Annotated in this window: 12 protein-coding genes; 7 read left to right on the top strand and 5 right to left on the bottom strand. The window is 65.2% G+C overall.

Translation table 11 applies throughout. From position 1 onward, the window contains the following. Positions 1–69 precede the first annotated feature (69 nt). Positions 70–798 carry an HAD family hydrolase gene (locus HBN54_RS01965; RefSeq protein WP_168671459.1) on the bottom strand — a complete coding sequence of 243 codons (729 nt, stop codon included), beginning with the start codon at positions 796–798 and terminating at the stop codon, positions 70–72. A gap of 89 nt (positions 799–887) precedes the next feature. Here HBN54_RS01965 and pafA point away from each other — a divergent pair, with 89 nt between their 5' ends. The 3 genes from pafA to HBN54_RS01950 all read left to right on the top strand — a co-directional run bounded on the left by pafA (position 888) and on the right by HBN54_RS01950 (position 4,536). Next, a complete protein-coding gene (gene pafA / locus HBN54_RS01960) occupies positions 888–2,639 on the top strand; it encodes an alkaline phosphatase PafA (protein WP_235955341.1) in 1,752 nt (583 codons plus the stop codon). A gap of 192 nt (positions 2,640–2,831) precedes the next feature. Next, positions 2,832–3,383: an inorganic diphosphatase gene (locus HBN54_RS01955; RefSeq protein ID WP_168671458.1), complete on the top strand. Its 552-nt coding sequence runs from the start codon at positions 2,832–2,834 to the stop codon at positions 3,381–3,383. A gap of 268 nt (positions 3,384–3,651) precedes the next feature. Continuing rightward, positions 3,652–4,536, top strand: coding sequence for a UbiA prenyltransferase family protein (locus tag HBN54_RS01950; protein WP_168671457.1), 885 nt, complete (start codon positions 3,652–3,654; stop codon positions 4,534–4,536). A gap of 18 nt (positions 4,537–4,554) precedes the next feature. On the opposite strand, the gene HBN54_RS01945 is transcribed toward HBN54_RS01950, so the two are convergent. Continuing rightward, complete coding sequence (locus tag HBN54_RS01945) at positions 4,555–6,084, bottom strand: NAD(P)H-hydrate dehydratase (RefSeq protein ID WP_168671456.1); 1,530 nt, start codon at positions 6,082–6,084, stop codon at positions 4,555–4,557. On the opposite strand from HBN54_RS01945, the gene HBN54_RS01940 reads away from it, so the two are divergent. From HBN54_RS01940 to sdaAA, 4 genes are all read left to right on the top strand, one after another. Next, positions 6,061–6,657: an RBBP9/YdeN family alpha/beta hydrolase gene (locus HBN54_RS01940; protein WP_168671455.1), complete on the top strand. Its 597-nt coding sequence runs from the start codon at positions 6,061–6,063 to the stop codon at positions 6,655–6,657. The two genes, HBN54_RS01945 and HBN54_RS01940, sit on opposite strands and share 24 nt — an antisense overlap. 122 nt (positions 6,658–6,779) lie before the next feature. Further along, the gene (gene msrB / locus HBN54_RS01935; RefSeq protein ID WP_168671454.1) at positions 6,780–7,238 is read left to right on the top strand and encodes a peptide-methionine (R)-S-oxide reductase MsrB; all 459 of its coding nucleotides are present in this window, start codon (positions 6,780–6,782) and stop codon (positions 7,236–7,238) included. A 112-nt stretch (positions 7,239–7,350) separates the two neighbouring features. Then, on the top strand, positions 7,351–8,601 hold the full coding sequence (locus HBN54_RS01930; protein ID WP_168671453.1) for a hypothetical protein: 1,251 nt from the start codon (positions 7,351–7,353) through the stop codon (positions 8,599–8,601). A 127-nt stretch (positions 8,602–8,728) separates the two neighbouring features. Next, positions 8,729–9,634 carry an L-serine ammonia-lyase, iron-sulfur-dependent, subunit alpha gene (gene sdaAA, locus HBN54_RS01925; RefSeq protein WP_168671452.1) on the top strand — a complete coding sequence of 302 codons (906 nt, stop codon included), beginning with the start codon at positions 8,729–8,731 and terminating at the stop codon, positions 9,632–9,634. Between the two features lie 75 nt (positions 9,635–9,709). Here the strand turns inward: sdaAA and HBN54_RS01920 are convergent, their stop codons facing one another. The 3 genes from HBN54_RS01920 to HBN54_RS01910 form a co-directional block, all read right to left on the bottom strand. Beyond that, a complete protein-coding gene (locus HBN54_RS01920) occupies positions 9,710–17,839 on the bottom strand; it encodes an Ig-like domain-containing protein (RefSeq protein WP_168671451.1) in 8,130 nt (2,709 codons plus the stop codon). 298 nt (positions 17,840–18,137) lie between these two features. Continuing rightward, a complete protein-coding gene (locus tag HBN54_RS01915; protein ID WP_168671450.1) occupies positions 18,138–19,193 on the bottom strand; it encodes a hypothetical protein in 1,056 nt (351 codons plus the stop codon). A gap of 32 nt (positions 19,194–19,225) precedes the next feature. Beyond that, complete coding sequence (locus HBN54_RS01910) at positions 19,226–20,161, bottom strand: HipA domain-containing protein (RefSeq protein WP_168671449.1); 936 nt, start codon at positions 20,159–20,161, stop codon at positions 19,226–19,228. Between the last annotated feature and the right edge of the window lie 49 nt (positions 20,162–20,210).

The raw sequence follows: 20,210 nt of genomic DNA, 5'->3' as shown, positions 1-20,210 counted from the left end.
CCGCCACTATCGCATCAGCAGGCCCCGGCGTTCAACGTCGGGGCCTGCTTTGTTTCGGGCATTGCAGTATCAGCCGCGCCGCTTTTGTGGCTGGGGCACGTCGGGCTGCTGCGCCAGCATCTCTAGGAGCTGGGCGGGCGTGAGGGTGGTGAAGTCGTTGATGGTAGTGAGTGGGGCCTGAAAATCCTTTGCTTTCAGGGAAGTCGTCACGGCCACGCAGCGCATGCCGGCGCGGTAGGCGGCCTGCTCGCCCAGCACGGCATCTTCGAACACGATGCAGTTTTCGGGCGCTACGCCCAGCTTGGCGGCGGTGCGGGAATAGGTGTCGGGGTGGGGCTTGCCCCTGGGCACGTCGTCTTTGCCGACTACCACGTCGAAGTAGCGGCGCAGGTCGAGGTGGTCGAGGATGTAGCTGAGCGTGGGGCCGCCCGAGCCGGTGCCGAGGCCGATTTTGTGACCCTCAGCGCGGGCAGCTTTCAGGAAATCAACGAGGCCGGGCAGGGCGCGGCGCTTGTCCCAGTACAGGGTGCGGTAGAGGAACTCGCGCTGCTCGGCGTAGCTGTCGAGCTGCTTTTTGGGGATGGGATGGCGGAAGACGTGCTGAATAATCTCGCCGGCGGGCATGCCGTTGAGGCGCTTGAGCAGGGGCAGGGCTTTGGTCGTGAGGCCGAGGTCGCGGAAGAGGAGCTGGAAGGCGCGGGCCTGCACGGGCGTATTGTCGACGAGCACGCCGTCCATGTCGAAGATGAGGGCGGGTGGAAGGGTTGAGTTCTGAGGGTTGAGGGTTGAGTTGCTCATGAGTCGGGTAAGGGGCCAATTCGGGAACGGGTGCGGACAGGCAAGGAGCGGGTATCTTTGTCCCTGGGTCTTATTCTACCCGAAACCACATGAAAAAGATGTTACGGTTCCGCCTGGCCTTGCTGCTGGCGCTGCCTTTCGGGGGCTGGGCTGCTCCGCAACCCGCAGAAAACGCAACCCTCAACCCTCAACCCTCAACCCTTCAACGCCCCAAGCTGGTGGTGGGCATTGTGGTCGACCAGATGCGTTACGACTACATCTACCGCTTCTGGAGCAAGTACCCGGCCGGCGGCTTCCGGCGCCTGCTGGGCGAGGGCTTCAGCTACGAAAGCTGCCACTACAACTACGTGCCTACCTACACCGGTCCCGGGCACGCCAGCGTGTACACCGGCACCACGCCGGCCGTGCACGGCATCATCGGCAACAACTGGTGGGTGCGCGAGGAAGGCCGCGAAACCTACGTGACCGAGGACAAGACCGTGCAGGCCGTGGGCGGCACGGCGGCGGCCGGCCAGATGTCGCCGCGCTATATGCTCAGCACCACCATCACCGACGAACTGCGCCTGGCCACGAATTTCCAGGCCAAAACCATTGGCGTGAGCATGAAGGACCGGGGCAGCATCCTGCCGGCCGGCCATTCGGCCACCGCCGCCTACTGGTACGACGGCACCAACGGGGCCTTCATCAGCAGTACCTTCTACCAGAAGACCCTGCCCGATTGGGTGACGAAGTTCAACGCCGCCGGCCACGCCGCCGAGTACCTCGCCAAGCCCTGGAACACGCTGCTGCCCATTGCCGGCTACACCGAAAGCTCGGCCGATGACGTGCCGTGGGAAGCCGCCTTCAAGGGCGAAAGCAAGCCCGTGTTTCCGCACGATTTGCCCGTGCTCTCGGCCGGTGCGCCCGCCTCGGTGACGCCCGTGCTGAAAAACTCGGGCGATGGCAAGAACCCCCAGCCGCCCACCCAGAATCTCGACCTTATCCGCAGCACCCCCTTCGGCAATTCGCTCACCACCGACTTCGCCCTCGAAATCCTGCGCCAGGAGCAGATGGGCCAGCGCGGCATCACCGATTTCCTGGCCCTGAGCTACAGCAGTACCGACTACGTAGGCCACCAGTTCGGCCCCAACTCCATCGAAGCCGAGGATACCTACCTGCGCCTCGACCGCGAGCTGGCCCGCCTGTTTGAGGCCCTCGACAAGCAGGTGGGCCGGGGCCAGACCCTCGTTTTCCTCACCGCTGACCACGCGGCGGCCCATGCCGTGGGCTTCTCGCAGGCCCACCGCCTGCCCGGCGGCGGCGTGGGGCCGTCCGTTATCCGCGACTCGGTGCAGCGCGCCCTCACCCGCCAGTACGGTGCCGGCCAGTGGGTGCTCAGCTACGAAAACCAGCAGGTGTACCTCAACCGCTCGCTGCTCAAAAGGAAGAACATCGACCTCGGCAAAGCCCAGCAGGACGTGGCCGCCGCCCTGCTCACGCTGCCCGGCGTCACGCAGGCCCTCACCGCCCTCGACCTGCAGCGCGCCCACTGGAGCGAGGGCCTGGGCATGTACCAGGAAAACGGTTTCTACGCCCCGCGCTCCGGCGATGTGCTCACCGTGCTGGCCCCCGGCTGGCTCGAAGCCTACGCCTACCCCGTGGTGAAGGGCACCACCCACGGCTCGGCCGGCGCGTATGATACGCACGTGCCGCTGCTGTTCTGGGGCTGGGGCGTGAAGCACGGGGAGTCGTCGGCTGCCGTGCACACCATTGATATCGCGCCTACCATCGCGCAGTTTCTGCACATTCAGGAGCCCAGCGGCTGCTCGGGGGTGCCGCTGCGCGAAGTGCTGGGCCGGTAGTGCTGGGGCCGCTGCGAGGCCGCACGGGAGCGCCGCGAGCAGCAGGTGTCGCAACATTCGGTTGATGCCGGCTGTTCGCGGCGCTCCCGCGTGGACCCACAGTGGCCTCGGCACGTTTTATTAACAAACTCCCTCATCTACTCGTAATTTTGACATCCCCAGCCGCCAGGTAGGCGTCTGTTCATCCCTCTTATGACTCATTTCAACCCCTGGCACGACGTGTCGCGCGGCGACGAAACTCCTACCGTCGTCCAGTCCATCATCGAAATTCCCAAAGGCAGCAAGGCGAAATACGAGCTCGATAAGGAAAGCGGCCTGCTGAAACTCGACCGTGTGCTGTTCTCGGCCGTGCATTACCCCGCCGCTTACGGCTTCATTCCGCAAACCTACTGCGACGATAAAGACCCGTTGGATATCCTGGTGCTTTCGTCGGTCGACATCGTTCCCATGTGCCTCGTGGAAGCCAAAGTCATCGGCGTGATGCAGATGGTGGACCAGGACGAGGAAGATGATAAAATCATCGCCGTGGCCGCCAACGATATTTCGGTGAACCACTACAACGACATCTCCGACCTGCCGCCCCACACGCTGCTCGAAATGCGCCGCTTCTTCGAGGACTACAAGGCCCTGGAGCACAACAAGCACGTTACCGTGGAGCGCTTCATGGGCAAGGAAGATGCCTACCGCATCATCAACGACAGCATCAAGCTCTACGAAGAGACGTTCGGCGACCGCAAGGCGTAGAAGCTGTTTGAGTTAATTCTTCTGATTTTAAACGGTGTAGCGACGCATCCTGGCGTCTGGTCGTTGGGCGATTTCCTTCAACGACCAGACGCCAGGATGCGTCGCTACACCGTTCCAGCGGTATTATTCGCTAACTTAAACAGCCTCTTATTCTTAGCTGAGGCGCACCTCCTGCGGAAAGGCGAAGCATAACCTCAAACCGAGGCAGCTTCGCCTTTTTCGCGTACCATGCCCGGAGCCGGCGGCCGGCCCGTTTTACCTTCGCTCCGTGGATTCTTCAGCTTCTTCAGCCGCCTCGGTTGCCGCCCGCAGTTTTCTGCGGCGGGTGCTCGATGCCGTGCTGTTTAGCAGCGTGTGGCTAGCCGGCGCGGCAGCGGCCCAAACGGCGGCCTCGTTCCGGCGCTGGCCAGCCGCCGATGGCGGCGTGAACGGCCGGGTGGTGGCCCTGGTGTTTGCCGCCACCCTCCTGGTGTATAACCTCGATGCCGTGCTGCCCTTCAAGCACCGGCAGCCGGCCGCCGGCTCGGGGCGCAAGGCCTGGCAGCAGCGGCACCGCCAGCTGCTGGCGGGGCTGGCCGGCGCGGCAGCCCTGGCGGCCGGCTACCTTTTCCTGGCCGATGGCTGGTGGCGCTACCTGCCGGCGCTGCTGCCCCTCACGCTGCTGGCGCTGGTGTATTCGTGGCCGCTGGTGCGCTGGCAGGGGCAGCGCCGGGCCCTGCGCGAAGTACCGCTGCTAAAGGGCTTTCTGATTGCGGGCGTGTGGTCGGCCATCACGGTGGGGCTGCCCGCGCTGGCCCAGCACCGCCCGCTGGCCGAGGTGCTGGGGCTGCTGGCGCAACGCTTCTGCCTGGTGCTGGCCCTCACCATTGTGTTCGACATCCGCGACCTGAGCCGCGACCGGGCGGCCGGCACCCAAACTTTTCCGGTGGTGCTGGGCGTGGCCGGCGCGCGGGCCGTGGCGCTGGCCTTCCTGGCCGGGGCCATGCTGCTGGGCTTCGAGCGCGGCGTGCCGCCGCTGGGGCTGGGGCTCACGGGCCTGGCAGCAGCGGCCGTAATTTTGCTGGCCGAGGAGCGGCGCTCTGACTATTTCTATGCCCTGCTGGCCGACGGCGTGCTGCTGGTGCCTGCCGTGCTGTACCTGGTAGGGAAGTAGCACAAGCTGAAGCAGGTGCTACACCTCGGCCAGCGCCGGACCAATGTGGCGCACGATATCGCCGGCCACTAGCCCGGCCTGGCCGGTTTGCGCGGCGGCCAAATCGCCGGCCCGGCCGTGGGCGTACACGCCCAACCGCACCGCCTCGAAGGCCGGCAATTGCGCGTGGGAGCGTAGGGCCAGCAGCACGCCCGTGAGCACATCGCCGCTGCCGCCGGTGGCCATGCCGGCGTTGCCGGTGCTGTTGAAGTGCAGCTCGCCGCTGGGCGTGGCCAGGCAGGTGTAGGCCCCTTTCAGCACCACCAGGCAGCGGTATCTAGTGGCGAAATCGCGCAGCAGCTCCAGCCGGTGGTAGTCGTCGCGGGCGGGCTCGGTAAGGCGCTCAAACTCCTTGGGGTGAGGGGTGAGGACAGTGTTTTCGGGTAGCAGCTTCAGCAGCTCGCGGTGGCGGCCGAGCAGGTTCAACGCGTCGGCGTCGATGACGAGGGGCAGGGACTGGCCGGTTTTTTCGAGGGGTTTGGCGGCCGCTTCCAGCAGCTGGCGCAGCACGGCGAGGCTGGCTGCATCCTGCCCCAGGCCCGGGCCGATGCCCACGGCCTGGTAGGGGGATAAATCCGGTAGTTCGCTGATGAAATCGGCCTGTGCATCGGTCAGGCACATGGCCTCGGGCTGGCTGATTTGAAAGATGTCGTAGCCGCAGCCGGGAATGTGGGCCGTGAGCAGGCCCACGCCGCTGCGCAGGCATGCCCCCGCTGCCAGCACGGCCGCGCCCATCTTGCCTCGGCTGCCGGCCAGCAGCAGCGCGTGCCCAAAGGTGCCCTTGTGGCTGAATTTGGGGCGCGGTGGCAGCTGGCCGGCCACGGCGGCGGCATTGGTATAGTGCCAGGGCGTGGCGGTATCGGCGATAAACTGCGGGCTCAGGTCGATGTCCTCCACCTCCCATTCGCCCACAAATTCGGCATTCTGTGGCAGCAGGAAAGCCAGCTTGGGCAGGCCGGAGCTCACGGTGTGCCGCGCCCGCACCACGGTGCTGGCGGCTGGCTGGGGCGCATCGGCGAAAAGGCCGCTGGGAATGTCCACGGCTACCACGCGGGCCCGGGCCGCATTGAGATGGGCCACCACGGCGGCGGCCAGTCCCGCCAGCGGCCGGCTGAGGCCGGTGCCAAATAGGGCATCTACCACCACGGTATCGGCCGAAATGGCGGGCAGGGCTTCGGCGCCGATTTCGGCTGCCGGCACGGCGGCGGGCAGGCGCTGGCGGTTGTGCCACCAGTCGGCCGAGTAGCTGTCGGCGGGCAGCAGGGCCACGCGCACGGCGTAGTTGGCCCCGTGTAGCAGGCGGGCCAGGGCCAGACCGTCGCCCCCGTTGTTGCCGGGGCCGCAGAGCAGCAGCGTATCGGCGGGCACCCGGCCGTGGCCATAGTGGCCGTAAAACCAAAACAGCAACTCCTGGGCGGCGCGCTCCATCAGCTGTGCCGAGGTGATGCTCTGCCCGGCAATGGTGGCCTGGTCGAGTGCACGGGTTTGGGCGGCGGAAAGAATTTTCATGGGGAAGAAGGAATCAGGAAGCTACTTTTGGTCATGCAAGAAACCACTCGCGTCTTCATCGTACCCGGCCTCGGCAGCTCGGGCCCCGACCATTGGCAAACGTATTTCGAACGTACGCAGCCGGATTTTACCCGAATCGAGCAGCGCGAATGGGACGTGCCCGACCGCGCCGAATGGGTCGCCCGCCTCGAAGATGCCCTTGACGGCGAAGACCTGAGCCAGGTGGTGCTGGTGGCCCACAGCCTGGGCTGCGCCACCATCGCGCACTGGGCCGGCCAGTACGGTCACCGCATCAAAGGTGCGCTGCTGGTGGCCCCCAGCGACGTGGAAACCGCCCGTTACGCCGCTTTCCCCACCACCGGCTTCGCCCCGATGCCGCTGGCCCGGCTGCCTTTTCCCAGCAAAGTGGTGTTCAGCCAGAATGATGATTGGGCCACGCCCGCCCGCGCCCGGCATTTTGCCGAGGCCTGGGGCAGTGAGTTGGTCGATATCGGCGAGGCCGGCCACATCAACACCGCCAGCGGCTATGGCGACTGGCCGGCCGGGCTGGCGCTGCTGGAGTCGTTGCTGTAAGGAACGGGGTGAAATAGCGTCTGACCAGGGCCGCTGAAAACCTCCCGGGCCCGGCCGCGTTTTATCAACTCCCTTGTTGCCGAACTCATCCGGCAAGCTAAAGCTTACCTCACAATTCCGATATGCAAACCTGGAACGACGTTATCCGCCTCGCCAACCATCCTACTCCTTCGCCGCGCCGCGTGGAGAAAACGCCCGCCGAGTGGCGCGCCCTGCTCACGGCCGAGCAGTTCCACGTCACGCGTGAGCACGGCACCGAGCGCGCCTTCACCGGCGAGTACTGCGAGGCCCACGAAGCCGGCCTCTACGCCTGCGTGTGCTGCGGCACGCCGCTCTACGACTCCCGCACGAAGTTCGAATCCGGCACCGGCTGGCCTTCGTTCACGCAGCCCGTGGAGGAAAGCGCCATCCGCTACAAGAAAGACACCAGCTACGGCATGACGCGCATCGAAGTGCTTTGTAATGTGTGCGATGCCCACCAAGGCCACGCCTTCCCCGACGGCCCCGCGCCCAGCGGCCTGCGCCTGTGCATCAACTCGGCCAGCGTGAAACTGGTGCAGCAGGAGCAGCCGGCGAGCTAGTGATGGACATTAGATAGTAAATATACTATTTAATATATTTAGTAACTTTGTGCCTGGTCGGTCAGCCTTTGCTGACTGGCCAGGCATTTTTTATCCCCAAACCCCATGTGCCATGTTAAAACGTACTTTTTCCATCGCCGCAGGTTTGCTTTTGGCCGGGGCAGTAGCTTCGGCCCAAGCCGTTAATTGCCTACCCACTGCCCTGGTTGGGCCACTGGGTAGCCGGGCCATCGGAGTGGTGCCGGCCACGCTTTTGCGGCAAATTACTGCCGCACAGTTGCAGGAAGCCATCTTTCAGAACTACACCAGTGGGAACTGGGTCGATTTTGCGCGCTCCCGGTACTCGCGCTATCGTACCCCGCTACTGCCCGGGCTGATTGAGACAGACCTAAAAATCGGGACAGCCTGGGTCCTCACGTCGGCCAGCCGGCTGCGCTACAACACTGCCGGGCTGGTGCTTACCGACACGCTTGACCAGTTCCGGCAGGCTCCGTTCGGGCCATTTGCTGCGCAGGTCAATACCTATACTACTCCCACTCAGGTGCGCTGGGAGTGGCAGCTGAGCCGGCAGCCCGGCAGCGCCGCCAGCGCGCCCTTCGATTCGACGACCCGCGGCACGCACACGTACAATGCGGCCGGGCAGCGGACCCAGGTACTCCATGAGTTCTACGTGGCCCGCATGTACCTGGCCACTTCGCGCGACCTATACACCTACAACGCCCAGAACCTGGTGACGGTGGCGGAAACCCAGAACACCAGCACCAACGGCGCTGCCTGGGTGCCTGCGAGCCGCACCACCTCTACCTACACCGCCGCCAGCAAGGTGCAGCAGGTGGTAACCGAAACGGCTCCGCCCACCACCGGCGTGTACGCCAATTCTACCCGCGATACCTACCAATACGACGCGCAGGGCCGGCCCTCGGTCTCTACCACCGACAACTGGAGTGCCAACGCATGGGTGCTTGATTCCCAGACCCTGTACGCCTACAATGCCGCCGGCGACCTAGCCTCGCTGACGAACCAGGACTGGACCGGCAGCGCCTTTGTGAATGCGTCGCGGGTGCTGCTCAACTACCAGCAGGTGACGAGTAGCCGCGGGCTGGCGGACCTGCGGCCCCTGGCCGTAGTGCCGAACCCCAGCGTAGCGGGTGTGGCAGCCCAAATACTGCTGGAAACCGGCATGGCCGCCCCCAGTGGGGCCGTGTTCGACCAGTTGGGCCGCCAGGTGGCCGTGTTATCGGCCACGCCCGGCCAGGCCGCGACCGGCAGCCTGACGCTGCCCGCCAACCTGCCAGCCGGGCTGTACCTGGTGCACCTGCGCGCCGGCAACCGGCAGTGGCAGGCCCGCTGGCAGCAGCTCTAATTGGGAGCCCTGCGCAGGAGCGGCCAGCCGCCCTGTTCCAATCCCGTAGCTTTGCGCCCCGGTCGAATACACCTTCGGCCGGGGCTTTGCGTTTAAAGCTCACTTCCCTGCCTCAATCCCACCCGCCATGTCTTTGCTATTTAATGATTTTGCCTCTTGGGGCGCGCACTGCGCCGAAACCGGCGAACCGCTCTACCAATCCGTGCTCGCCTACGAAATCGAGCAGAAGGGCCGCACCGAAGAAGAAATCTGGACTGGCCTGCAACGCGCCTACGACGTGATGCGCGACGCCGTGAAAGAAGGCCTGACCGGCGACATGACCTCCCGCTCGGGCATGATAAACAACGGGGCCAAGAAGATTGCCGCCTCGCCCGTCACCGTGCTCTCGCCCGAGTTCAAAAGTCTTGTCATCAGTGCTTTGGGAGCCAAGGAAGTAAACTCCTGCATGGGCCGTGTGGTAGCCGCGCCCACCGCCGGGGCCTCGGGCATTCTGCCCGGCGTGCTCGTTACTATCCAGGGCATTCATAAGCTAACCGACCGCCAGATTCTGGAGGGCCTGCTCGTGGCGGCCGGCATTGCCCTCATCATCGAGCAGAATGCCTCGCTGGCCGGGGCCGTGGGCGGCTGCCAGGCCGAAACCGGCTCGGCCGCCGCCATGGGCAGCGGGGCCATTGTGTACTGCCTGGGCGGGCCGGTCGAGCAGGTCTTTGCCGCCGTGGCCGTCACCATCCAGTGCATGCTCGGGCTGGTGTGCGACCCCGTGGCCGGCCTCGTGGAAGTACCCTGCGTGGTGCGCAATGCCTCGGCGGCGGCCATTGCCTTCAGCTCGGCCCAGATTGCCATTGCCGGCATCGACCCCGTTATTCCCGTCGACCAGTGCGTTGCGGCCCTCGGCGAAGTAGGCCAGGCCATGGAAACCCGCTACAAGGAAACCGCCCTCGGCGGCCTGGCCGCCACCAAGCGCGGCAAGGAAATCGAGAAGATGGTACTGGTGCAGGACGTGAATATCCTGCCCGACGAAGCCGGCGAATAAGCCCGCCCAAGAACGCACAAAAAAAGACCCGCTGGCATTGCCAGCGGGTCTTTTCAATGGGTGGTCTACCCGCGATTACTCGCGTACCAGGCGACGGGTTTCCACGCCGTCGGTGTTGCGCAGGCGCAGCAGGTACACGCCCGTGGCCACCCCCGTCAGGTCGAGGGTGCGGGTGGCGGTACCGGCATTGGCCGGCAGCAGCTCGCTGAGGATAACCCGGCCCAGCGCATCAAGCACCGTGAGCTGGGTAGCGAGGCGGTAGCCGGTCAGCTCCAGGGTTACCTGGCCCGTGGGCGTGGGGTTGGGATACACCAGCAGGCTGGTCCCGGCAATGCCGTTGCGGGCCGCCGTGATAACCCGTGGGGTCGAGGGCAGCGAAACGCAGCCGTTGGCATTGGTGGTGGTCACGGTGTAGGAGCCGTACTGAGCGGGCAGGCCGTTCACCACGTAGGTCTGGCCCGTCGCGCCGGCAATGGCCACGCCGTTGAGGAAGAACTGGTTGCCAGTCGTGGCGCTGGAGGTCAGCGTCGTCGTGGTGCCGTTGTACACCACGCTGAGGGTGGGCGTGGCCGGGCGCGGGTTCACCGTGAAGGTGGCCGTGGCCGTAGCAGCGGTGCAACCGCCGGCGGCGGCCACCGTGTTGGTCACGGTGTAGGTGCCGGCCGTGGAGGTAGCCAAGGTGATAGCGCCGGTGGTGGCGTTAATCACCAGGCCGTTGGTCGAGGAGTAAGTGCCGGCCGAAGCGCCGGTGCCCAGCGTGGGCGTTACCGCCGTGGTCGAACCCGCGCAGCCCGTGGTGGTGGCGTAGCTGAACGTAGCCGTCGGAGCAGCCGTGATGGTCACCGTGGTGGTGGCCGTGGCGGCGGCGCAGCCACCGGCGGCGGCCACCGTGTTGGTCACGGTGTAGGTGCCGGGCGTCGACGAGGCCAGCGTGATAGCGCCGGTGGTGGCGCTCAGGCTCAGGCCCGTGGTGGACGTGAACGTACCGGCCGAAGCTCCCGTGCCCAGTACCACGGCCGGGGCAGTGGTGCCGCTCACGCAGTAGGTCGATGCCGTGCCGTAGCTGAACGTAGCAACCTGGCCGGCGGTGATGGTCACCGAAGCCGTGGCCGAGCTACCGCAGGCACCGGCAACCGTGTAAGTCACGGTGTAGGTGCCCAGGGTCGAGGCGCTCAGGTTGATGGCGCCCGTGGTGGCGTTCAGGCTCAGGCCCGCAGTGGAGCTGAACGTGCCGCCGGCCGTGCCCGTCACCGTAGCGGTGGGGTTGGTGCCGGTGGCGCAGAACGTAGCGCCCGAGTAGGCGAACGTGGCCGTGGTGGCCGGCGTGATGGTCACCGAAGTGGTGGCCGTAGCCGCTGCGCACGAGCCCGAAGCCGTAATCGAGTTGGTCACCGTGTAGGTGCCGGCCGTGGAAGTGCTGAGCGTGATAACGCCGGTAGTGGCGTTAATGCTCAGGCCCGTGGTCGAAGTGAACGTGCCCGCCGAAGCGCCGGTGCCCAGCGTGGGCGAAACCGTGCTGGTGCTGCCCGCGCAATACGTGGTAGCGGCCGGGTAGGAGAACGTAGCAACCGGAGCCGCCGTGATGGTCACCGAAGCCGTGGCCGAGGTGCCGCAGGCGCCGGCCACCGTGTAGGTCACGGTGTAGGTGCCCAGGGTCGAGGCGCTCAGGTTGATGGCGCCCGTGGTGCCGTTGATGCTCAGGCCCGTGGTGGAGCTGAACGTGCCGCCGCTGGTACCAGTCACGGTAGGCGTGGGGTTGGTGCCGCTGGCGCAGAACGTGCCCGTGGCGTAAGCAAACGCCGCCGAAGCAGCCGGCGCAATGGTTACCGAAGTCGTAGCCGAAACGGCGGCACAGGTCCCGCTGGCGGCCACCGTATTGGTTACGGTGTAGGTGCCGGCCGTGGAAGTGCTGAGCGTGATAATGCCGGTGGTGGCGTTGATGCTCAGGCCCGTGGTGGAGGAGAATGTACCGGCCGTGGCCCCCGTGCCCAGCGTGGGCGAAACGGTGCTGGTGCTGCCAGCGCAATACGTGGTAGCAGCCGGGTAGCTGAAGCTGGCTACCGGAGCCGGGCTGATGCTCAGCGTGAAGGTGGCCGTAGCGGCCGGGCAGGGCGTCGAGCCCGCCGAGGTCAGCGTGATGGTTACCGTGCCGGCCGCCACATCCGCCGCCGAGGGCGTGTAGCTGGCGGTCAGCGTAGTAGCATTGGGCGAGAAGGTGCCCGTGCCGCTGGTGGTGTAGGTGCCACCCGTGGCCGAGCCGCCCACCGAGCCCGCCAGCGCGACGGCCGAAGTGCCGCAGCTGCTGCCCGTAGCAGCCGTGAAGCTGGCCGTAGCCGGCTGCGTCACGTTCACCTGAATGGCGGTGCGGGTAGCTCCGCCCACGCACTCATTATTAAAGGCCAGGTTGAAGAAGCTGTTGTAGGTCGTGTTCGAGTAAGAAGTCGAGGTGAAGAAGGTGTACGACCCTTTCACCGAAACCACGCCATCGGCCGAAGTCAGGGGATAAGTGCCCGAGTACGTGCTGAAGCGGCCCAGGCCACCCAGCAGGTTCGAGAGCTTGTAGTCGCCCGGCGTCAGGGCATAGTTCAGGGGTACCGTTACTTTGGTGCCCACCTGCGCGGCCGTTACCGTGATGGTCACATCGGTGCCGGCCACTGCCGTAGTCGCGCCGGCCGGCTGGGTGCCATTCACACTGTACAGGCGAATGGTGAGGGTGCCCACGGCCGTCGGGTACACATCAACCGAAGTCAGGGTGCCCGCCTGCGTTACCGCAAAGCCCAGCGGATAGTCCGTCGAGGTCGATTGGGTGAACGTGCCATTGCCCGCGCCGCTGTCGGCCAGGCCCGTCACGCTGCTGCCGCCCGAAAAGGCTTCGGCATAGTAAGTAGCCGAAGCCGTGAGGGCCGGCGTAGTGTAGCTGCCGGCCGTAGCCAGGGCCGTGCCGCCCGTGGCCACATCGAAGAAGCGCACCGAAGCGCCCGTCGAAGCCGTGGCCGTGAGCGTAGCCGTGCTGCCCGAGCAGATGCTGACCGGCGTGGTGGCAGAAGCCACCAGCGGGTTGTTCACCGTGATGGTGCTCACGTTGGACGTAGCCGTGCCGGTGTTGCAGCGCACCTGGGCGCGGAAGTAGGTAGTGGCCGTGAGCACGGGCGTGGTGTACGTCGCGCTGGTCGCGCCGGCAATGTCCGTAAACGTCACGTTATCGGGGCTGCTCTGGTACTGGATGCTGCCGTTGGCCGCGCCCGTGAGGGTGAGGGCCGCCGTGCCGCTCACACAGATGGTGAAGCTGGCCGGAGCCAGCGTACCCGCCACCGGGGCCACCACCGTGCGGGTGGGGGCAGGGGTCAGCGCGTCGTTGCTGGTGTTCTGGTCGCCGGTAACCGTGGCCGTGATGGCAAACGAGTAGGTGCCCACCGTGCTCATGTTCAGCGTAGTGGACAGTACCACGGTCTGGGTGGCGCCCGAGGCCAGCGAGCCGGTGCTCACCGTGCCGGTCAGGCTGGTGGTACCGCCGCCGGGCAGCGTCACCACTACCGTGATGGTGGCCGGGGTGGTGGCGAAGTTCAGGGTAGCCGCGCCGGCGTTGCGGATGCTCACGCTCACGGGCTCGGCCGTGCCGTAGCAGGTGCTGGTGGTGGCCGGGGCAACCAGTGCCGCCGCTGCCAGGTCAACCGTTACCGGCGTAAACTCAACCGCGCCGATGTCGGGCGTCGTGCCGCGGGTAGCGCCGGTGTAGTCCGTCGTGATGCCGCTGATGGGCGTGGCCACGTTGTTCAGGGCTACGTTGGCGGGGGCCAGGTTGTAGGGGGCCGTCGCGACCTGCGTAAACTGCGGGTCGGCGCTCACCGAGTTGGCTTCCTGGCTGGTAGCGGTTTGCCAGGCGGCCAGCGTGGCGTAGTCGCCAGTGGTGGAGCTGGTGCCCAGGTGGCCAATAACGGCCAGGCCGGTAGCGCCCGCCGTCACATACAGGTCGTTGTAGTTCAGGGTGCTGCCCGTGTAGTTCGCGCCGTAGGTGTAGCTGGCATACAGTGGGGTAGTGGTGGTGCCGGCCGTGCCGCCGATGATGCTGAAGATGTTGTTGCGCACATCGAGGCTGGTGGCCACGCTGGTCACGCTGGGGTTGCCGTTGGCAAAGGCGGCCGAGCCGGCCGTGCCGCTGGCCGCGCTCAGCTGGCCGCTCAGGTACACCGTGTTGTACACAATCTGGTCGCCGTAGCCGCCGCCCAGGTTCAGGCCCACCGTGTTCCAGGTGGCGCTGGTAGCCGTCGAGTTGATGCCGTACACCAGGTTGTTATCGAAGCGGTTGGCGCTGGCATTGGCCGCCGTAATAAAGGCGCTGATGCTCGTATTAATGCCCCACACCTTCGTGATGCTGGTGCCCGTGTAGCTGATGCCGTGCACCGCGTTGCGGCTGATAACGCTGCCCTTGCTGTCGGCCAGGAAAAAGCCGTACAGGTTGGAAGTAGTCGTGCCGCTGGTGATGTTCTGAATGTCGTTGCCCGTCACGCTCAGGCCCTGCTGGTACACCACCCGCAGGCCTTCCTGGCCGAAGCCGGTGCCGCTGGCTGCCTGCCCAATCTGGTTGCCCGTGAAGGCGTTGCCCTGGTCGAGCACGGTGGCCGATACCCCAAACACAAACACCCCGTAGTAGCCCTTGGTAATGATGTTGTTGGCGAAGGTATTGTTGGAGTTTGCCGCCGGGGTGCTGGTGGTGGGCGCGGTCACGCTCACGCCGCCGCCGCCCACGAACACCGTGAACTGCGGGAAGCTGCCGCCGAGGCTGCCCGTGATGTTGGTGTTCTTCACCACGTTGTTGGTTGCGCCGTCGGTGGCCGAGGCGGCCGCCAGCCACAGCACCGCGTTGCCGCTGCCGGTAGCGCTGGTGTTGGTGATGGTCAGGTTCTGGCTGGTGGTGCCGGCGTTCGAGCCGTCAATCGTCACGTAGTCCGCGCCGTTGATTTTCAGCACCGCGCCCGTAACCACGCTGCCCGAGATAGTCGGGCTCACGCCCGTGCCGGGCTTGATGGTGAGCGTATTGGTTGCGCTGGCCGATGGGTTGGCATTGAGCACCAGCGGGAACGTCTCGCCCGTGCTGTAGGCAGCATCGCGCAGCACGAAGCTCACCGGCCCGGTCATGGCCCGGCTGCCGTAGGCCGCGAAGGCCGCCGTGAGGCTGGCAAATTCCTTGAGTGGGTCGGGCGACGAGCCCACCGTACCCGTGATGTAGTACGTCCCGTTGAGCGGCCCGATGATGAGGCGCGAGCCGGCGGCCCCGCTCAGGGTGGGCGTGTAGGCGGTGCCGCCCACGTTCACGGCCGTGGCCGTCGAGGCCACGGTGGCCCCCGAAGTAGCCGTGGCCGGAATGTCGTACGTCAGGAAGAAGTAGTTGCTGCCCGTGGCCAGCGCCGGCGGCGTGGTCAGGGTGAGCGTGAAGGTGGGCGACGCCACGCTGCCCGTGGTGGGCAGCAGCGTGGCCGAGGCCAGCGAGAACGTGCTGCTGCCCGAGCTGTAGAGCTTGGCGTTGCTGATGTTGGTCAGGCTGGTGCTGCCGATGTTGAACGAAATGCTGTTCAGCACGGGCGGGTTCAGCTGGCCGCTGGTGGTTATCACCACGCCCGTCACCTGCTGGTCGGTCTGGCTCACGCTGGTGGGCGTGTTGTTCTGGGTGTAGGCGGTGCTCGTTACGGTGATGGCCACGGCCGGCGAGAAGCTGCCCTCATCGGCCCCAATGTCGGGGGTGGTGGCATTGCGTGTGTCGCCGTCGTAGTCGGTTGTGATGCCCGTGACCGGAATGCCGCCGCTCTCGGCCTGGGTGCTGGCCCCGGCCGCGAAGTGCAGGAAGGTTGCGTCGGTGCCCGTGGTGCTGGCAAAGGTGGGCAGTTCCGTCACCGCGGCCTGGTCGCGGGTGGCCATGGCCGTCTTGTAAGCGGCCAGCGTGGCGTAGGTGTTGGTGCCATCGGTGAAGATGGCCTGGCTGGTGCCCGGCGTGCCGCCGTAAAACATGTTGTTGTTCGACGCGGCCGCGTAGGTCGTGAGCGTGGTGCTGCTGCGGCGATAAGCCGCTACCACGCCCGCGCCGGTGGCCACCGAGGCGTTGGCCACAATGTTGTTGGTGAGCGTGAGGGTGGGCGTGGTGCTGGCATAAATGCCCGCCGAGCCAAAGCCGCTGGCGCTGCTGGTGCCGGCCAGGTAAATGGTGTTGAAGCTGGCCGCGACCGTAGTGCCCGTCGAAATGTACAGGCCCGCCGTAGCCGGGTTGCTCGATGATGCCGGGGCCGTGATGCCGCCAATCAGGTTGTTGTAGATGTTGTAGGTGCCGGTGTTCGACAGGTACAGCCCGTAGGCCGTGCCCGTGACGCCGCTGCTGGCCACGCCATACACTTTGTTGGTGTAGAGGTTGACGGTGGTGCCCGCCGTGTTGGCCCCAATCGAAAGGCCATACGCTGTGCTGCTGGCCCCCGACGACGACACGTTGCCCACGGTGTTGCCGTTGATGTTGCCGCCGTAAAAGGAAGCTCCCGTGTAGATGCCGTAAACCGGGCCCGTGCCGCTAATGCCGGTCACGGTATTGCCCGAAATAACCGAGCCGCTCGCTCCATAGGAGATGTACAGCGGCCCCGTGGCGCCCGAGCCCCCCACGATGTTCGTCATGGTGTTGCCCGTGATGGTTTGCAGCTGCGTAATCGAGGTCAGTACGTAGAAGCCGTAGACGGCGCTCGTGCCCGCCACGGTGATGTTCGAGAAGTTGTTGCCGGTGAACGTGTGCGTGCCGGTCGGCGACGACCCGTTGAAATAGCCATATACCGAGCCGCTGGCGCCGGTGCGGTTCAGCGTCCACTGGTTGTTTTGCAGGTTAATCGGCCCCGTGCTGCTGTTGGTGTTGTACACCAGCGCCATAGTGCCCGTGCTGGTCACGGTGTTGGCCGCGTTCAAAAACTGGTTGTTGTTGAAGTTCGACGTGCCCGCGATGGTGCCGCTGTTGTAAAATGCGTAGAACGAGTTGGTGGCGGCCCCCGTCGCCGTGTGGCTGATGGTGTTGTTGCTAAACGAAAGCACCGTGCTGCCTGCGGTCGAGAACGCGCCGCTGTTGTAGCAGTTGTAGAAGGTGCCCGTGCTGGCCGTCGAGGTCAGGTTGAAGGTGTTGAAGTCGATGGTCAGCGCCCCCGTGCCCGAGGTGGCGTTGTAAATACCGCCCACCTGGCTGCTGTTAGTCGCCTGCACCAGCGTAATGGTGTTGCGCGTCATGGTGCTGGTGGTGTTGATGCCGCTTTGCACGTAGATGCCGTAGAGGGTGTTGGCCCCGGCCACGCCGCCGCTGGCAGCGTTGGCCACCGTATTGTAACTGGCCACCAAGTTGTTCTGGTACTGCAGCCGCACGCCGTAGGCCTGCGTAGCCGCCCCGCCGTAGTTCTGCACGGTGTTACCGGCTGCTGCCGTGGTGCCGCCCACCGTGTTGCCTTGGTCGTAGTTGGTGTAAGGAGTCGCATCAGCCAAACCTTGCAGATAAATGCCGCCGTTCACGTTCTGAATGGTGTTGCCCGCAAAGGTGTTGCCCGAGCTTTGGCCCGCCGCCGTGGCGCTGGTGGCGCTCAGGGCCGTGAAGGGCACCGCTACTGTTCCGGCCGTGGCAAAAATGCCGTAGGGCGTGTTGTTGGTGGTGCTGGTGTAGGCCCGCTGCAGCGTAATGGTGCTGTTGCGCACGGTATTGTTGTTGGTGCCATCCAGCGTGGCCCCGGCGCCGTTGCGCCCCAGCAGGAAGCCAAACTCCATGGCCGTGGTGGCCGTGGCATTGCTGGTGGGGTCGGTCAGGTCGATGCCGTTAAAGGTCACGTAGTCGGAACCCGCCAGCGATATAATCGCGTCGGCCGTGGTGCTGGTGCCCACCCCGGCCGTAATGACTGGGTTGGCGCCGGTGCCCGATTTCTGGAATACAATGGGATTGGCGCTGGTGCCGCTGGCCGTAATGGCCCCGGCCGTGGGCGCGGCAAAGGTTTCGGTGTAGCCGGCCGGCACGTTGAACGTGACGCCGCCCGCCCCCACGCCCTGAGCATTGAGGGCCGTGATGGCTGCGGCCACGGTGGCATAGTCTGCGGGGATGGCCTTGGTGCCCGTGAGCTGGGCGCGTGCCGTCGTGGCGCTCATCAGCGCCAGCAGCGTTACCGCCAGCCACCGGCCCAGCCGATTGCTTAGAAAAGGTGTGTGCATAGATGTTTGGAAATAGGGTTGGGGGAAGAGGGTGAGGGAAAATGAAAAACAGAATGCAATAAGCCCGGTAAATCAGGGGTGTAAATTAAACAATATTCCAGCGCCTGACTATTATCATTGTTCAGGGCGTAGTCCTCCTTCTTGCAGAAATTATGCAAAAGCCCTTCTACGGCTGCTTCAGGCGGGTTTATCTGCGCAAAATATATTCAAACCAAGCCGTTAGGAGGCATATGGTTGTCCTTGGCGCCCTGGCTGAGCGGGCACCGGGTTGCGACCCGAAATTGCCCTCCGGCGGGCGTCAGGTGCCGCTTCTGGCTCCCGGTGCCATGGTGAGCTTGGCCAGGAAACGAAGGGCCGTGGTATAGCGGCTGCGCAGCTCGCAGTAGCGCCGCCAGGCATCCGCCCGGTCTTCACAGATTTTCAGTCCGTGCCCGGTCAGCTCCGCGCAGGTCAGGTCGAAGTCGGCCCGGTTCGGCGCGTCTTCTTCGGCGGATAGGAGGCTGCTGGGCTCAGCCCCGGCCTTGTTGTCGAAAAAGCGGTACACCCGGTTTAGGGCCAGGCAGCCGGCCTTGAAGGTAATCTGGGCCTGCCGGGGCTGGGGGCCGTCCACGGCGGCAAAGAGCAGGGCGGCCGTGTCCAGAATCAGCCCGCCGGCCGTGACCCAGGAGCGGCCCGGCTGCGGCGAGCGGAAGAACGAGAGAACGGGCAGCGAGGTGTGGCTTTCCTCAATCTCCACAAACCAGCGCTCCCATTCGGCCCACTGCTGGTCGTCGTTCTGCACCGAGCCGTCGTGGTTGAGCCAGGTGAGCAGGCAGGCGGCCGTGGGTGGCGTACCGGCCCGCAACTCCAGCAGCGCCACCGTGGCCTCGCGCCGCGAAAACGCCTGGTAGATGGTGGGCAGGTAGGAGATGAGCAGCGTGAGCAGCAGCAGGCCCAGCGTAGCCTCGGAATAGCTGAGGGCCGAAATGAGCAGGTGGTGGCTATCGGTGGTGCCCAGCGTGAGCAGCGAGCTGCTGCTCAGCTCGTAGCACTGCTTCCAGGTGCCCTCGCCCAGCGCCCAGTACAGGCTGGTGTAGCCCAGGCTCACAAGGCCTTCCCAGAATACGGGCAGCGCCACCAGCGCCACCGGGGCGTAGTGAGCCATAATTTTGTCGCGCCGCTCGTACGAATTGGCCAGCCGGGCCGCCGCGTCAAAAATGGTGCGGATGCCCATGAAGGCCCACACGTTCATCCGCACCACTTCGTTGCGGGGCAGAATGAACGAGCGAATGGCCGCCGACAGCGTGGTAATGACCAATACCACGCCACCCATTCCGGTAATAATGCGCAGCGTGAGCAGGAGGTAATAGTGCATGATGCCCCTAAACGCATATTCGGGCAAAACGACTACGCCGCCCCGGCCAGCGAGTAGCGCAGGCGCTGCCGACGGCTGGCCAGGGCATCGGCGTAGCGGGCGCGCAGCTCTGGCGGGAGGAATGATTTTCCCAGCAGGGCCTGCGTGGCTGCTTCATGCCCTACGATGTCGGCCAGCAGGCGGCGCACCCGGCTGGGCGGCAGCCCAATGCGAATGCCGAGCTCCAGAAAATCATCGAACGCCAGAAAGCCGTTGGCCGCGAAGCTGGGCGTTTCGTCGTCGTTGGCCAGCAAGCCCAGAGCCAGGCCGTTGCCGTCCTGCACGTGCAGGCTGGTGTTCAGCAGGTCGTAAGCGGGCGTGAGGCGGTACTCCCCGGTTTCGGAGCGGCGATATAGTGAAAAGTTTTTGAGGTGTGCGTCGCCGTTTGAAACAAGGTAGTTGAAGAGGATGAGGCGGAAGAAAAGCGTTGCCTCGGGCAGGTAATGGGTAGGCAGGTATTTCTTCAGAAGCCGGCCAATTTCTTCGTAGCTGAAATCGTACTTGTAGTTGTGGCCGTGTTCCTGCTCGGTCCGCTGGCTTAGCTGGGCGAAGTCTTCCTGGGCCAGTCGCAATCCATCGGGCCGCACGTCGAACCGGCGGGTGAGGTAGGCAGGGCTGCCGTCGGCCATTTGCAGCAGGGCACACGCCGCCGTGGGCAGCTTAAATACCTGCCGCGCCAGCTGCATGGTAAAATGCTCGTTGGCAGGCACGCTTTGGACAGCCCCAAAATTGGCCGGTGGCACGGGTTTCAGTAGGTAGGTGCCACCGCGTACTACCAGTTCGAGGCGGCCGGGCTCGTCGGCGCTGAGGGCCAGCGAGAATTTTTCCTGCACGCCCGAAATGGAGATTTGCCGGGTGAGCCGTTGGAAGTTTTCAATTTCTGCCGCCGTTGCCTGGGCTGGCGAGGCAAAAGCCAGGCGGCTGCTCACGGGCGCACCGTCGAATAGCTCCGTCCGGCAAGGGAGACAAAAGTCCCCG

The sequence above is a fragment of the Hymenobacter artigasi genome (assembly GCF_012275535.1).
Taxonomy (GTDB): domain Bacteria; phylum Bacteroidota; class Bacteroidia; order Cytophagales; family Hymenobacteraceae; genus Hymenobacter; species Hymenobacter artigasi.
This window is presented reverse-complemented; position numbering and strand designations above follow the sequence as displayed.

Coding starts and splice junctions, on each gene's coding strand:
- HBN54_RS01955 (WP_168671458.1), top strand. CDS start 2,832: ATGACTCATTTCAACCCCTGGCACGACGTGTCGCGCGGCGACGAAACT.
- HBN54_RS01920 (WP_168671451.1), bottom strand. CDS start 17,839: ATGCACACACCTTTTCTAAGCAATCGGCTGGGCCGGTGGCTGGCGGTA.
- sdaAA (WP_168671452.1), top strand. CDS start 8,729: ATGTCTTTGCTATTTAATGATTTTGCCTCTTGGGGCGCGCACTGCGCC.
- HBN54_RS01945 (WP_168671456.1), bottom strand. CDS start 6,084: ATGAAAATTCTTTCCGCCGCCCAAACCCGTGCACTCGACCAGGCCACC.
- HBN54_RS01965 (WP_168671459.1), bottom strand. CDS start 798: ATGAGCAACTCAACCCTCAACCCTCAGAACTCAACCCTTCCACCCGCC.
- HBN54_RS01930 (WP_168671453.1), top strand. CDS start 7,351: ATGTTAAAACGTACTTTTTCCATCGCCGCAGGTTTGCTTTTGGCCGGG.
- HBN54_RS01915 (WP_168671450.1), bottom strand. CDS start 19,193: ATGCACTATTACCTCCTGCTCACGCTGCGCATTATTACCGGAATGGGT.
- pafA (WP_235955341.1), top strand. CDS start 888: ATGAAAAAGATGTTACGGTTCCGCCTGGCCTTGCTGCTGGCGCTGCCT.
- msrB (WP_168671454.1), top strand. CDS start 6,780: ATGCAAACCTGGAACGACGTTATCCGCCTCGCCAACCATCCTACTCCT.